15 protein-coding genes are annotated in these 12,732 nt (G+C 68.0%); 3 read left to right on the forward strand and 12 right to left on the reverse strand.

Going from position 1 to position 12,732, the window contains the following annotated elements:
- Window positions 1-3: 3 nt before the first annotated feature.
- The 5 genes from ACSFBC_RS04200 to ACSFBC_RS04220 all read right to left on the reverse strand — a co-directional run bounded on the left by ACSFBC_RS04200 (window position 4) and on the right by ACSFBC_RS04220 (window position 5,817).
- The gene (locus ACSFBC_RS04200; protein ID WP_435509041.1) at window positions 4-1,971 is read right to left on the reverse strand and encodes a branched-chain amino acid ABC transporter ATP-binding protein/permease; all 1,968 of its coding nucleotides are present in this window, start codon (window positions 1,969-1,971) and stop codon (window positions 4-6) included.
- Window positions 1,972-1,976: 5 nt separating this feature from the next.
- Window positions 1,977-2,852, reverse strand: coding sequence for a branched-chain amino acid ABC transporter permease (locus ACSFBC_RS04205; protein WP_183023303.1), 876 nt, complete (start codon window positions 2,850-2,852; stop codon window positions 1,977-1,979).
- Between the two features lie 109 nt (window positions 2,853-2,961).
- Complete coding sequence (locus ACSFBC_RS04210; RefSeq protein ID WP_435509042.1) at window positions 2,962-4,188, reverse strand: ABC transporter substrate-binding protein; 1,227 nt, start codon at window positions 4,186-4,188, stop codon at window positions 2,962-2,964.
- Window positions 4,189-4,347: 159 nt separating this feature from the next.
- Entirely contained in the window at window positions 4,348-5,307 is a 960-nt protein-coding gene (gene ylqF / locus ACSFBC_RS04215; RefSeq protein WP_435509043.1) for a ribosome biogenesis GTPase YlqF, read from the reverse strand.
- 90 nt (window positions 5,308-5,397) lie between these two features.
- Window positions 5,398-5,817: a PaaI family thioesterase gene (locus ACSFBC_RS04220; protein WP_435509044.1), complete on the reverse strand. Its 420-nt coding sequence runs from the start codon at window positions 5,815-5,817 to the stop codon at window positions 5,398-5,400.
- A 213-nt stretch (window positions 5,818-6,030) separates the two neighbouring features.
- Between ACSFBC_RS04220 and ACSFBC_RS04225 the strand changes: the two genes are divergently transcribed.
- On the forward strand, window positions 6,031-6,459 hold the full coding sequence (locus ACSFBC_RS04225) for a CBS domain-containing protein (RefSeq protein ID WP_435509045.1): 429 nt from the start codon (window positions 6,031-6,033) through the stop codon (window positions 6,457-6,459).
- A gap of 30 nt (window positions 6,460-6,489) precedes the next feature.
- Here ACSFBC_RS04225 and ACSFBC_RS04230 read toward each other — a convergent pair whose 3' ends face one another.
- Window positions 6,490-6,759 carry a hypothetical protein gene (locus tag ACSFBC_RS04230; protein WP_435509046.1) on the reverse strand — a complete coding sequence of 90 codons (270 nt, stop codon included), beginning with the start codon at window positions 6,757-6,759 and terminating at the stop codon, window positions 6,490-6,492.
- 1 nt (window position 6,760) lies between these two features.
- Window positions 6,761-6,946, reverse strand: a complete 186-nt coding sequence (locus ACSFBC_RS04235) for a DUF3606 domain-containing protein (protein WP_435509047.1) — start codon at window positions 6,944-6,946, stop codon at window positions 6,761-6,763.
- 178 nt (window positions 6,947-7,124) lie between these two features.
- On the opposite strand from ACSFBC_RS04235, the gene ACSFBC_RS04240 reads away from it, so the two are divergent.
- Window positions 7,125-7,373: a hypothetical protein gene (locus ACSFBC_RS04240; RefSeq protein ID WP_435509048.1), complete on the forward strand. Its 249-nt coding sequence runs from the start codon at window positions 7,125-7,127 to the stop codon at window positions 7,371-7,373.
- A gap of 37 nt (window positions 7,374-7,410) precedes the next feature.
- On the opposite strand, the gene ACSFBC_RS04245 is transcribed toward ACSFBC_RS04240, so the two are convergent.
- The 5 genes from ACSFBC_RS04245 to ACSFBC_RS04265 all read right to left on the reverse strand — a co-directional run bounded on the left by ACSFBC_RS04245 (window position 7,411) and on the right by ACSFBC_RS04265 (window position 12,278).
- Window positions 7,411-8,274 (reverse strand): D-amino acid aminotransferase, encoded by an 864-nt coding sequence (locus ACSFBC_RS04245; RefSeq protein WP_435509049.1) that lies wholly within the window; start codon window positions 8,272-8,274, stop codon window positions 7,411-7,413.
- 129 nt (window positions 8,275-8,403) lie between these two features.
- A complete protein-coding gene (locus ACSFBC_RS04250; protein WP_435509050.1) occupies window positions 8,404-9,318 on the reverse strand; it encodes an SDR family NAD(P)-dependent oxidoreductase in 915 nt (304 codons plus the stop codon).
- A 99-nt stretch (window positions 9,319-9,417) separates the two neighbouring features.
- Window positions 9,418-9,786: a response regulator gene (locus ACSFBC_RS04255; RefSeq protein WP_435509051.1), complete on the reverse strand. Its 369-nt coding sequence runs from the start codon at window positions 9,784-9,786 to the stop codon at window positions 9,418-9,420.
- Between the two features lie 153 nt (window positions 9,787-9,939).
- Window positions 9,940-11,496, reverse strand: a complete 1,557-nt coding sequence (gene gshA, locus ACSFBC_RS04260) for a glutamate--cysteine ligase (protein WP_435509052.1) — start codon at window positions 11,494-11,496, stop codon at window positions 9,940-9,942.
- Between the two features lie 119 nt (window positions 11,497-11,615).
- The gene (locus ACSFBC_RS04265; protein ID WP_435509053.1) at window positions 11,616-12,278 is read right to left on the reverse strand and encodes an alpha/beta hydrolase; all 663 of its coding nucleotides are present in this window, start codon (window positions 12,276-12,278) and stop codon (window positions 11,616-11,618) included.
- Between the two features lie 90 nt (window positions 12,279-12,368).
- Here ACSFBC_RS04265 and ACSFBC_RS04270 point away from each other — a divergent pair, with 90 nt between their 5' ends.
- Window positions 12,369-12,713: a hypothetical protein gene (locus ACSFBC_RS04270; RefSeq protein ID WP_435509054.1), complete on the forward strand. Its 345-nt coding sequence runs from the start codon at window positions 12,369-12,371 to the stop codon at window positions 12,711-12,713.
- Window positions 12,714-12,732: the final 19 nt, after the last annotated feature.

Consider the following 12,732-nt stretch of genomic DNA (forward strand, 5'->3'; position numbering starts at 1 on the left):
TCCTCAGGCGGGGTTCGGAGCGGCGTCGGCCTGGCCTCCGAGATAGGCCTCGATGACCTTCTCGTCGGCCTGCACCTCGGCCGGCACGCCCTCGGCGATCTTCTGGCCGAAGTCGAGCACCGAGACCGTGTCGCACATGCTCATCACCACGTCCATGTGGTGCTCGATCAGGATCACGGTGATGCCGTGGTCGCGGATCTTGCGGATGATGGCGATCAGCTCCTTGATGTCGGGTGCGGTGAGGCCGGCCGCGGGTTCGTCGAGCAGCAGCAGCTGCGGGTCGAGCGCCAGCGCGCGCGCGATCTCGAGCAGGCGCTGCTTGCCGTAGGGCAGGTTGCGCGCCTCCTCCACTGCGAACTCGGCCAGGCCGACGAAGCTCAGCAGCGACAGCGCCCGGCTGGCCGCGGCGTCGCGCTCGCGCCGGTAGCGCGGCGTGTGCAGCGCCACGTCGGCCAGGTGGCTGGCGAAGGTGTGGTGCAGGCCCACCTGCACGTTCTGCAGCGCGGTCATCTCGCCGAACAGCTGCACGTTCTGGAAGGTGCGCGCGATGCCCGACAGCGCGATGTCGGCCGAGGTGCGCCCGACCAGCGAGCGGCCCGCGAAGGTCAATGCGCCCGCGGTCGGCACGTAGATGCCGGTGAGCACGTTCATCATCGTGCTCTTGCCCGAGCCGTTGGGCCCGATCAGGCCGTGGATGCTGCCGCGGCGGATGCTCAGGTCGACGTTGTTCAGCGCCTTGAGGCCGCCGAACTGCATCAGCACGCCGGTGGCGTTGAGCACCTCGTCGCCGGTCTTGCCCGTGGCCGAGACCGACACCGCATCGGCCGTGGCGGCGCCGTCGGCCGTGACCTCGACCACCGGCGCGGGCCGGCGCAGGTTGAAAGCCTTGCGCACGAAGCCGACGATGCCGTCCTGCAGGTAGTAGACGACGAACAGCATGATCACGCCGAAGATCGAGAGCCGCCAGTCGGTCATGGTCTGGAGCCAGAAGGCCAGGCCCGCCAGCGCGATGCTGCCCACCACCGGGATCGCCATCTGCAGCGGCGTGGCGCGCTGGCGCTGCACCGCGACCACGGCCGTGACCAGCACCACCGCCGCCAGCGCCACCGATACATAGCGGAACAGCACCACGTCGTCCAGCAGCTTGGGCAGCAGCACGATGATGGCCGCGCCCAGCATCGAGCCGATGCGGCTCTTGCGCCCGCCCATGATCACCGCCAGCAGGAACAGCACCGTGAGCTCGAAGTTGTACGAGTTGGGCGAGATGTACTGCTCGGAGTACGCATAGAGGCAACCCGCGAGACCCGCGAAACCCGCGCTGATCACGAAGGCGTAGACCTTGTAGCGGTAGACCGACACGCCCATGCAGTCCGACGCCACCGGGCTGCCGCGCAGCGCCTCGAAGGCCCGGCCCAGGTGCGAGCGCAGGATGCGGTGGACGACGATCAGCGCCAGCACCATCAGCACCACCACCACCCAGTAGAACTCGCGCTCGTCGAGCTTGTGGCCGAACAGCGAGGGCTTCTCGAGCTTGATGCCCATCGGCCCTTCGGTCAGGAAACTCATCTCGTTGATCAGGATCTGGATGATGGTGCCGAAGGCCAGCGTGACCATCGCAAGGTAGGGACCCGACACGCGCAGCGCCGGCAGGGCCAGCAGTGCGCCGAAGCCGGCCGTGAGCAGGATGGCGGCCGGCACCGTGACCCAGAAAGGCGCCGCCAGCTTGAACACCAGCACGCCGGCGGTGTAGGCACCCAGCCCGAACAGGCCCGCATGGCCCAGCGACACCTGGCCGGTGTAGCCGACCACGATGTCGAGCCCGAACAGCACGATCGCATAGATCATGATGGTCTCGAGCAGGTGGATGTAGTACGGGTTGTCGAAGGCGATGGGGAACAGCAGCAGCGCGACGACGCCGGCGACGGCCAGCAGCAGGTGGCGGGGCTGGAGCTTCTCGGTGTGGACAGCCATCTCGTTCAGACTTTCTTGATGGCCGTTTTGCCGAACAGGCCCTGCGGGCGCACCGCCAGCACGATCAGCAGCAGCACCAGCCCGGGCACGTCCTTGTAGCCGGTGCTCAGGTAGAAGCCGGTGGTCGTCTCGGCCACGCCGAGGATGATGCCGCCCACCACGATGCCCATGCCGCTGGTCAGCCCGCCGATGATCGCGACCGCGAAGGCCTTCAGGCCCAGCACCGCACCCATGGTGGCGCCGGTCAGCGTGAGCGGCGCGATCAGCACGCCGGCGAACGCGGCCGTCATCGACGACAGCGCATAGGAGAAGGTGATGACGAGGCCGGTGTTGATGCCCATCAGCTTGGCGGCGTCGCGGTCGTTGAAGGTCGCGACCACGGCCTTGCCGTAGATGGTCTTGCGGTTGAAGAACTCGACCGCCAGCATCATCAGCAGCGCGCCGACCACCACCAGGATCTCCATCGGCAGCACGTTGGCGTTGAGGAACTTGAGCGGCGATTCGGGCAGCGGCGACGGGAACTTGAGGTCGTCGCGGCCCCAGACGTTTTCGGCCACGTTCTTGAAGATGATGCCCAGCGCGATGGTCGACATGATCCAGCCGAATTCCGACTTGATCTTGATCGCCGGCCGCACGCCGATGCGTTCGACCACGATGCCCTGGAAGGCGCCGAACAGGCAGACGATCGGGATCATCAACCAGTAGTTCACGCCCAGCCCCACCAGCGTGAGGCCGACCAGCGCGCCCAGCATCAGGGCATCGCCCTGGCCGAAGTTGAGCGTGTCGGAGGTGGCGAAGGTCAGCTGGTAGCCGAACGCGATGACGGCGTAGATCATGCCCAGCGCAATGCCGCTGAAGATCAGTTGGGTCAGGATTTGCATGAAGAAGCTCTCGCTAGACGTGGCGTGGCGCCGACGGTCGATCAAGAAAGACGCCGCCGCGGGAAGACCCCGGGGCGGCGCCGGACGGCGCCGCGATGGCGCCAGGGAATTACTTGATCAGCGCAGCGTTGGCCGCGGCATCCTTCAAGCGCACCTTCGAGGCGTTCTTCTGGTCTTCCGCATTCGCGTAGATCACGCGGCCGCCCTTGACCTCGCCGAAGACCGGAATGTTCGCGGTGATCGCGTCATGGTCGGTCTTGGAGAAGGGCTTGTCGTAGGTCGTGACCACGCCCTCGACCGGCGTCTTCAGGTCCTCGAGCGCGGCCTTGATCTTCGGGCCCTCGGTGCTGCCGGCCTGCTTGATGGCCGCGGCCAGCAGGTAGATCGAGTCGTAGCCCTGCGCCGCCGACACCGGCGAGTCCATGCGGTTGTTCTTGGGCTTGAAGGTCTTCACGAAGTTGTCGATGAAGGCCTTGCGCTTGGGCGTGGTCGGCTCCTGGATGAAGGTCTGCGGCATGCGCGCGCCGTCGCCGCCCGGGCCGGCGTTGTCGATGAAGTTGGCCATGGCCAGCGTCCAGCTGCCGACGATCGGCACCTTCCAGCCCAGCTTGGTCATGCCGTTGGCGATCTGCGCGAGCTCGGGGCCGATGCCGTAGGTCAGCACGGCCTCGGCGCCGGCTTCCTTGGCCTTGAGCAGCTGGGCCGTCATGTCGACGTCCTTGATGTTGAACTTCTCGACCGCCACGGCGGTGATGCCCTTGCTCTTGAGCGCCTTCTCCAGATCCTCGCGGCCCAGCTGGCCGTAGTTGGTGGAGTCGGCCAGGATCGCGACCTTCTTGTAGCCGCGGCGCGTGACCGCCTCCTCCACGATCATCGGCGCCTGGATGCTGTCGTGCGCGGCGTTCCGGAACACGTAGTTCTCGGGCTCCTTCTCGAACTGCTTGGTGATGATCGAACCGGTCGCCACGTTGTTGAGCACCGGGATCTTGGCTTCCTGGAAGAAGCGCTGCGAAGCGAGCGCCACGCCGGTGTTGATGTAGCCGACCGCGGCCACCACCTTTTCCTTGTTGATGAACTCCTGGGCGATCTGCACGCCGCGTTCGTTCTTGGCCTCGTCGTCGCGCTCGACCAACAGCAGCTGCCGGCCCAGCACGCCGCCGGCCTTGTTGATTTCCTCGGTCGCCAGACGCACGCCGTCGCGCATGCTGACGCCCATCGACGAGGAGCCGCCGGTGAAGGGCCCGTCGACGCCGATCTTGATCGGGTCGGCGGCGAAGGCACCGGTCGAAAGGGCCATGACGCCGGCCAGGGCCAGACGCTTGAAGCGGAACTGCATGTGTGTCTCCAGTGTTGTTCGAAGGACTACGGGACTCAGGTCTCGCGTCGCGCTCGCAGACCGAGCAGGACTTCAACGAACATAGCCAGAACGTCACCTGTTGCAGAGAGTGACAACCCTAGCGGCGAGCCGCACCGCGCTGGTGCGACTCGCCGGGGCTCAGTCGGGGGTGCCGGACGGCGCAGGCGGCCGCCCGCCCTTGCCGGCGCCACGCGCAGCCTTCTTCGCCTGGCGGTCGGCATCGAGCTGCTGTCCCTCGGCCAGCCAGAGCGCGAACTCCTCGGGCGTCTCGAGCGTGATGCGGCCCAGGCTGCCGTCGCGGAAGGCGTGCATCACGATCTCGGCCGCCTTCTGCAGGTTGACGCGGCCCTTGCCCAGCAGCGCGCCCCGCTTGCGGCCGATGGCCTCGAGCAGGTCTTCATCGGCCATGGCCGCGAGCGTTTCCGCGGGGAGATCGAGCTTGAAGCGCGCCCCCACCGTGCCCGCATAGCGACGCTTGACGTAGTCGAGCAGCTCCAGCGCCACCTCCTCCTCGTCGAAGGCATTGCGCCCGACCGCGCCGCTGGCCGCGAGGTTGTAACCGCTCTTGGCCACGATGATGCGCGGCCACAGCATGCCGGGCGTGTCCCAGAGGTAGAAGTCGTCGGCCAGCGTGATGCGCTGCTCGAGCTTGGTGATGCCGGCTTCGTCGCCGGTCTTGGCCTTGCGGCCGCCGGCCAGCGTGTTGATCAGCGTGGACTTGCCGACGTTCGGAATGCCGCAGATCAGCACGCGCATCGGCTTGGCCATGCCGCCGCGGTTGGGCGACAGCGCGTGGCAGGCGTCGACCAGCGCACGCGCCGGCGTGGTCTGGCTCGCGTCCAGGCCGATGGCGCGCGTGTCCGGCAACGCGTTGTAGTGCGCGAGCCAGAGCGCGGTGCGCTCCGGGTCGGCCAGATCCTGCTTGTTGAGCACCTTGAGCCCCGGCTTGTGGCCGGTGAGCTCGGCGAGCATCGGGTTGGCACTCGAGGCCGGCAGGCGGGCGTCGAGCAGCTCGATCACCACGTCGATGTCCTTGATGCGTTCGCCGATGGCCTTGCGGGTCAGGTGCATGTGGCCGGGAAACCACTGAATGGCCATGGCGCGCTTTTCCTTGTGTCTGCTGATGTGCGGGAGGGGCCCGCATTGTCCGCGAAGACGCGAGCCTCCTCCAGGACGCGCCTTCCGCCCTCAGCGCGCCGGGGCTTCCAGCGGCACCAGGATCGTGTTGCCGGTCGCGATCAGCTTGAGTTCGCCGCCCTCGTCCTCCCCCTGGCCGAACAGCTCGGCCGTGGTGAAGACCTGGCGCCGGCCGGCCTTCACCACCCGCGCGCGCACCACGAAGCGGTGGCCCACGCCGGGCGCGATGCAGTTGACCGAGAAATGCGAGGCCGTGACCTGGCCCGCGACCGTGGTGGCCGCGAAGCCGCAGGCGGTGTCGAGCAGCGCGCCGATCAGGCCCGCATGCAGGAAGCCCGCGTACTGCCCCATGTCCTCGGCGCGCCAGGCCATTTGCAGTTCGGCCTCGCCGGCCTCGGCGCGAACCACTTCGAAGCCGGCCCAGTGGTTGAAGGTGGCGGTGGCGCTCAGCGCCTGGAGGGTGTTGCGCATGGTGTCTTTCGTTGGATAGATGGCGAACCCACTGTACGAAGGCTCGCGATCGGCGCGCGTCGCTCCGGCGACCTGGCGGGGCAGCACAGTTGCCTGCGCGACAGTCGCGGGGACGGCTCGCGCCCGCTGGTCAACTGCCTCGCTGCGCCCCTATGATGGAATGCAGCACGCGTCCACGACGCTTTTCGTCTCCTCTTGTCTTTCGGAGTGACCATGAAACCTGTTTCTTCCTTGCTCCAGCGCCGCACCGACGGCCTCTACCACACCGCGCCCGATGCCACCGTCTTCGACGCCCTCCACGTGCTGGCCCGGCACGAGGTCGGCGCGCTGGTCGTGCTGCAGGGCGACAAGCTGGTCGGCGTGTTCTCCGAACGCGACTACACCCGCAAGGTCGCGCTGCTCGGCAAGAGTTCCAAGGAGGTGCGGGTGGCCGAGATCATGACGGCCAATGTGTTCACCGTGACGCCGCAGACGCCCACCCACGACTGCATGGCCTTGATGAGCCAGAAGCGCATCCGCCATCTGCCCGTGGTGGACGGCGACAAGGTCGTCGGCATGCTGTCGATCCGCGACCTGCTGGACGACATCATCGCGGACCACGAGCAGACCATCGAGCAGCTCACGAGCTATATCCAGAGCTGAGGCGCGGGCGCGGTCATGCTGCGCGGCGTCCTACTTCAGAACGCCGAACCCGAATCCGAAGGTCGCGTGTTTCTTCGCGGGCGCGCGCTCGGTTTCCGGCTCGCGCGGCCCGGTCTCCAGGTCGTCGATCAGCCCCTGTAAGGCCAGCAGGCCGTTCGCCATGGCCGTGGCATAGCTTTTCGATGGGCGCCCGGCGCGCAGCGGCGCCCAGTCGACGCCCTCCTCCAGCAGCACCCAGACGAAGGCGCCCGGCTCCGGCTCCTCGACCGTCACCGCGATGGCACGCAGCGCCCCAGGCAACTCAACGCTCCGGCAACCCGAGGTAGGCGCGCACGTCCTTGCTCATCACGCCAGCCGCGGCGACCGCCGACCGCAGCTTCGCTTCCGACACGCCGAGGCTCCGGGTCCAGTAACGAAGCTCGTGTTCCTCGTTGAGGTTGATCCGGGCGGCATCCGCCGGGCCGCGAAGGGTCTTGTCATCTGCCATGGTGTTCTCCATTGATAGTGCCTACATTGCGGCGGGCCGTGCACGTGGCAGGCCAGAGGAACGTGGCAAGGCACGTCGGACAAAGCCCGGCGGCAGGCCCTGGCAGCTTTCCCCAATCCATCGTAGGACGGCGGCGACTGTGTGCCACGACCTGTGCGGGCGATTGCAAAATCGGCCCATGATCGAGCCCACCCAACTGCCCGACCCGGAACTGAGCCGACTCGCGATGGAGTGGCGCAGCCGAGCGCTGCACGGCGATCTCGGGGCGCGCGGCATCGCCCACGAACTCGAGAGCGAATTGCGCCGGCGCAACGGCGCGCGATTCCCGGCCTTCGACACCCTCGACATGCGCTCGCTCGAGAGCCGGCAGAAGCGGCCGTTGCAGTGGCGATTCTGGCGGCGCAACGAAGGCGACGCCGCGCGATAGCCACCGCTGCGCGCCAGTGGCAGGTTCAGACCGTTCCCTAGATCGACTGCGCCGCCTTCGCCTGCTGATAAGCCGAATGCAGCCGCGCGAAGACCGGGCCCGGTGCGCCATTGCCGATCGGTCGATCGTCCAGGGACGTGACCGGCAGCACCTCCTTGCTGGCCGAACTCAACAGCAACTCGTCGGCCTCGCGCACCTCGGCTTCTGAAATCGGCCGCAGGTCGAACACGATGCCTTCGGCCTCGCAGAGTTCGCGGATCAGTTCATAACGGATGCCCTCGAGCACGTGCACGCTCTTGGGCGCGCCGTGCACCACGCCGCCCTTGACCACCCACACGTTCGACGACGAAGCCTCGGTCAGCAGACCGTCGCGCAGCAGCACGGTCTCGATCGCCTCCGCATCGACCGAGATCTGCCGCGCCAGCACATTGCCCAACAGCGAGGTGCTCTTGATGTCGGCCCGTTCCCACCGGAAGTCACGCGCCGTGACGCAGGCCACGCCGGCCTTGAGCACGGCGGCGCTCGGTGCCTTCATGGCGCTGGACATCATGAAGACCGTGGGCACGAGGTCGGGCGGCATCGCATGGTCGCGCGGCGCCACGCCGCGCGTGACCTGGATGTAGACCATCTGGTCGTCGGACGCATGCGCCGCGATCAGGTGGCGGCAGCGTGCCAGCCATTCGTCGGCTGCGAGCGGCAGGGGAATGCGCACGCTCGCCAGGCTGCGTTCGAGTCGGGCCATGTGCTGCGCGAACCGGAACAGCTTGCGCCCGTAGACAGGCACCACCTCGTAGATGCCGTCGCCGAAGATGAAGCCGCGGTCGAGCACGGAAATCTTCGCTTCGGAAACAGGCGCGTATTCGCCGTTGAGATAGCACAGGGTGTCGGGTAGAGCGGACATGCGGAGCGAACGGAAAAGGTAAGGAAGGGGGCCGCATCCATTGTCGCCGCTGCGCCGACGTGCGGCTGGGGCACCACGCACTCCGAGGCGGTCCCGCCTGCGCGCCCGACCGCGGAATGGGCAGCAGGATCAGCGGGCGGCCCGCGTCGCCTTCTCGATCTCCAGCGTGCCCTGCGCGGCACCGCTCTGCGGCACCTGTTCGCCCTCGCGCGCCGTGACCTCGGCCAGCCGCGCCGCGAGCTGCTCGGGCGCATCGGCACCCGGCGCGACGAACACGCCCTGCGTGAGCGTGATATGGGCGGCCTCGAAGCCGCCGGCACCGGCGCACAGCACGGTGCGATTGGGCGCGTCCTGCGCGGCCAGCACCAGCATCGCGGGCACCACGGCCTCGGGCTGCAGCGCCTCGAGCACGGCCTGCGGCATCAGGTCTTCGGTCATGCGCGTGGCCGCGGTGGGGGCCAGGCAGTTGACGCGGATGTCGCTCTTCGCGCCCTCGATGCTCAGGGTCTGCATCAGGCCGACCAGCGCCATCTTGGCCGCGCCGTAGTTGCTCTGGCCGAAGTTGCCGTAGAGGCCGGAGGACGAGGTGGTCATCACGATGCGACCGTACTTCTGCGCCGTCATGTGCGGCCAGACCGCCTTGGTGCAGTGGACCGCGCCCATCAGGTGCACGTCGACCACCAGCCTGAAATCGGCCAGTTCCATCTTGCCGAAGCTCTTGTCGCGCAGGATGCCGGCGTTGTTGACCAGCACGTCGACACGGCCCCAGGCATCGATCGCCTGCTGCACCATGGCTTGCACCGCTTCGTAGTCGGTGACCGAGGCGCCGTTGGCGATGGCCTCGCCGCCCGCGGCCACGATCTCGTCGACCACGGCCTGCGCGGCACTCACCGAGCCGCCCGAGCCGTCGCGCGCGCCGCCCAGGTCATTGACCAGCACCTTTGCGCCCCGCGCCGCGAGTGCCAACGCATGCTGACGCCCCAGGCCGCCACCTGCACCGGTCACGATGGCGACGCGGCCCTTGAAGTCGATCGAACTGTTCATCTCTTTGCGTGTTCCATGAATTCGGAGCCGAGGTTGTACCTCAAGGCTGCGCCCATGGGCAGCACGAACGGGACAGCGCGGCGAACGCGGGCCGGCGCGTCAGCGCATGGCGGCGCAGTACGCCACCAACTGATCGATCTCGGCAGACTTGTCGAAGAAGGCGTCGGCGCCCAGGCGGTGCGAGCGTTCGCGCATGTCGGCCGTGGCGTAGTTGCTCAGCACCACCACCTTCTGATGCGTCGCCCGGCCGCGGCAGGCATCGACGACGCCGAAGCCGTTGCCCTCCTCCAGGAAGAGATCGACGATGGCGACGTCCCAGTCGTCGCGGTGGCTGCGCAGCCAGGTCACGGCCTCCTTCTCGGTGCTGGCATGGGCCACCACCGTGGTGTCGGCGATGTCCTCGAGAAAACCCACGAGATTTTCGCGGATCACCGGGTTGTCTTCGACCAGATAGGTCTTGAACGGCATGTGAAAGTAGGTCAATGGATGGATGCGAATCAGGAGGATGCCTGCGATCCATCATCGCGCCACGCTGCCGTCGGACGGTGAGCCAGTCCGGCCAATGCGGGTAGTCCGATGCCTACGGGAACCGTGCGCCAACGGCCCGGGCCCGGTCGGTGTTCAGGCCGTGAGGGCGCGTCGCGCACGTTCGCCCAGCCCGAGCCGGGCCGGCGAGACGTACTGCTGCCGATAGACCTCGAAGGGCATCGTGTCCGCCGCCTCGATGTCCTTCTGCGCACCGATCGAGTCCGCGCTTTCCTGCGCGAAACGTGCCTGGTCTTCCCTGGCAAACGGCTGTGTGAGCAAGGCCTGGCGTGTGGCCTCCGACTGCGCACGCACGAAGGAGGTGAAGGAATTGCCGTGCTCGGCCGCCATGGCCGCGAGCACGCGGGCCGACGGCAGGCTGTGCGGATCGCGCAGGCCGTTGACCGCCGCGTGCACCGCGTCGGCATAGGCCGAGCCGCCGTGCGCTGCATCGAGCGCCGCGGCGATGGGTGCGCACTGCGCCACCAGCTCGGCGCCCCATTCGGTCAGCGCGACTTCCTGCCCGCCGCGCAGCAGCTGCAGTCCGGGCTCGCGGCCGCGGGCGGCCGTGAGGTGCTGGTTGTGCGCGAGTTCGGCGATCTCCTGCGGCGTGTCGTCGGGGCTGTCGGACAGCAGACAGTGCAGCAGGAACACATCGAGGAAGCGGATGGTCTGGGCCGTGATGCCGACCGGCACGAAGGGGTCGAGGTCCATCAGACGCACCTCGACGTACTCGACGCCACGCTCGCGCAGCGCATGCAGCGGGCGCTCGCCCGGGTAGATCACGCGCTTGGGTCGAATGGTGCCGTAGAACTCGTTCTCGATCTGCAGCAGCGTGGTACCCAGCTGGTTGTAGTCGCCGCCGGGGTTCTGGATGCCGATGGCTTCGTAGGCGGGCCAGGGGCGCGTGAGCGCATCCTGCAACGAGGCGCCGTAGCCCTCGAGGCTGTTGTAGCTCACCTGCAGCGACGCCTGCGCCTCGCTCTGGTAGCCGAGACGGCCCATGCGCAGCGAGGTGCCGAAGGGCATGTGCATGCTGCCGTCGCCCAGGGGCTTGAGCTCGTGCGGCCGGTTGGCCACGAAGGTCGAACACAGCGCGGGCGAGGCGCCGAACAGGTACAGCAGCAGAAAGGCGTGGCGGCGGAAGTTGCGGATCAGCCCGAAGTACTGCTCGCTCGACACCTCGGGCAGCGACCAGTTGTAGTGGATGCCCGAGATGGTCTGCATGCGCCGGCCGTAGCGGTGGCTCAGGCCCATGCGGTAGACGCTCTTGGCGCGCCCGACGTTCGAGCTGCCGTAGCGCCCGATGGGAATGGTCTCGTCGGTGGGCAGGCCGCAGGGCATGCTCGACACCCACATGCGCTCGTCGCCCAGTTCGTCGAGCACGCGGTAGGTGAACTGATGCACCTGCGTGAGCTCCTCCAGCGCGGCCTCGACGCCGGCGTGCACGCCGGTGATCAGCTCCAGCTGCGATTCGCTGAAGTCGGTGGTGATGTGCGGATGCGTCAGCGCCGAGCCCAGCGCCGACGGATGCGGCGTGAGCGCCAGCTGGCCATCCGCCCGCGCACGCAGGCTCTCCTTCTCGATGCCGCGCCGCATGCCCTTGAGCCGCGCGGGCGAGAGCGCGTCCAGTCGCTCCTGCAATTTGCTCATGTTCTTATCACTCATCCGTCTTTGGTGGGGCTGGAAGGTAGCACTTCTCGGTACAGGCTGCTCGCACGGGGAATCCGCCGGGCATTCGTCCTGCGCCGCCCGCGAACCCGGATTTTTTGCTAGGCCAGCACGCGCAGCAGGAAAGTGTTGAGGTCGGCGATCTCCTCCATGCAGACCGAATGGGCCATCGGATAGTCGTGCCATTCCACCGCATAGCCCAGATCCTTGAGCGCTTCGCGCGTCTCGGCGGCACGCGGCAGCACCACCACGCCGTCCTGCCTGCCGTGCGCCAGGAACACCGGCGTGTCCTGGTTGGCCGGTGCGCGCTCGGCGGCCAGCGTCGAGGCCAGCGGGAGGTAACCGGAGAGCCCGACGATGCCGGCCAGGCGCTCGCCGTGGCGCAAGCCGACCATGAGCGCCATCGCGCAGCCCTGGGAGAAACCGGCCAGCACGATGCGGCTGGCGGGAATGCCGCGCGCCTTCTCGTGGGCGATCAGCGCCTCGATGCTGTCGCGCGAGCGACGCAGGCCGGGCTCGTCCTCGCGGCGCACCAGGTCGGCCTGGAAGATGTCGTACCAGGCGGGCATCGGATAGCCGCCGTTGACCGTCACCGGCATCACCGGCGCATTGGGGAACACGAAGCGCACCGGGCCCACGGCCGACAGGTCGAGCTCGCGCGCGATCGGCACGAAGTCGTTGCCGTCGGCGCCCAGCCCGTGCATCACGATGACGGTGGCGGTGGGTTCGGGGGCGGTTTCGATTTCGATGGGCGCGAGCGACATGGCGGGGTGCGGAATGAGTGACAGGCCGACACGATAGCGCACGCAACCGCCCTACCCTGTGCGCACACCCCACGAATCCCGAAAGCCGCCATGTCCGATGCACCCTCTCCCCTGGTCCCCCTCGCCGACGCCGAACCCTTCGTCAAGGCCAGGTTCGGTGGCCTGCTGATGGTCTGCGGCGATTGCCAGGAGCGCAGCAGCGGCCCGACCCGCCACAAGGCCAAGGAATTGCGCGGCGAACTGAAGAAAGCCGTGGGCCACACGCCGGTGCGCTGGCGCGTGGTCGCGTGCAGTTGCCTGGGCCTGTGCCCCAGGAAGGCGACCGCCGTGGCCGCTGCGGCCTCCGGCGCCCCGGTGCTGCTGGCGGCCGTGCGCAAGCGGCGCGATGTCGATGCCGTGGCGCAGCGGCTGCGCGACGACGCTGCGGCACGTTGAAACCGCGACCCGCTCGCGG

This window comes from Variovorax frigidus (assembly GCF_051216515.1).
In the GTDB taxonomy this organism is placed as follows: domain Bacteria; phylum Pseudomonadota; class Gammaproteobacteria; order Burkholderiales; family Burkholderiaceae_C; genus Variovorax.

What these genes read in the sequence shown, in the direction of transcription:
- ACSFBC_RS04200 (WP_435509041.1), bottom strand. Translation starts at nt 1,971, where the DNA reads ATGGCTGTCCACACCGAGAAGCTCCAGCCCCGCCACCTGCTGCTGGCC.
- ACSFBC_RS04205 (WP_183023303.1), bottom strand. Translation starts at nt 2,852, where the DNA reads ATGCAAATCCTGACCCAACTGATCTTCAGCGGCATTGCGCTGGGCATG.
- ACSFBC_RS04210 (WP_435509042.1), bottom strand. Translation starts at nt 4,188, where the DNA reads ATGCAGTTCCGCTTCAAGCGTCTGGCCCTGGCCGGCGTCATGGCCCTT.
- ylqF (WP_435509043.1), bottom strand. Translation starts at nt 5,307, where the DNA reads ATGGCCATTCAGTGGTTTCCCGGCCACATGCACCTGACCCGCAAGGCC.
- ACSFBC_RS04220 (WP_435509044.1), bottom strand. Translation starts at nt 5,817, where the DNA reads ATGCGCAACACCCTCCAGGCGCTGAGCGCCACCGCCACCTTCAACCAC.
- ACSFBC_RS04225 (WP_435509045.1), top strand. Translation starts at nt 6,031, where the DNA reads ATGAAACCTGTTTCTTCCTTGCTCCAGCGCCGCACCGACGGCCTCTAC.
- ACSFBC_RS04235 (WP_435509047.1), bottom strand. Translation starts at nt 6,946, where the DNA reads ATGGCAGATGACAAGACCCTTCGCGGCCCGGCGGATGCCGCCCGGATC.
- ACSFBC_RS04240 (WP_435509048.1), top strand. Translation starts at nt 7,125, where the DNA reads ATGATCGAGCCCACCCAACTGCCCGACCCGGAACTGAGCCGACTCGCG.
- ACSFBC_RS04245 (WP_435509049.1), bottom strand. Translation starts at nt 8,274, where the DNA reads ATGTCCGCTCTACCCGACACCCTGTGCTATCTCAACGGCGAATACGCG.
- ACSFBC_RS04250 (WP_435509050.1), bottom strand. Translation starts at nt 9,318, where the DNA reads ATGAACAGTTCGATCGACTTCAAGGGCCGCGTCGCCATCGTGACCGGT.
- ACSFBC_RS04255 (WP_435509051.1), bottom strand. Translation starts at nt 9,786, where the DNA reads ATGCCGTTCAAGACCTATCTGGTCGAAGACAACCCGGTGATCCGCGAA.
- gshA (WP_435509052.1), bottom strand. Translation starts at nt 11,496, where the DNA reads ATGAGCAAATTGCAGGAGCGACTGGACGCGCTCTCGCCCGCGCGGCTC.
- ACSFBC_RS04265 (WP_435509053.1), bottom strand. Translation starts at nt 12,278, where the DNA reads ATGTCGCTCGCGCCCATCGAAATCGAAACCGCCCCCGAACCCACCGCC.
- ACSFBC_RS04270 (WP_435509054.1), top strand. Translation starts at nt 12,369, where the DNA reads ATGTCCGATGCACCCTCTCCCCTGGTCCCCCTCGCCGACGCCGAACCC.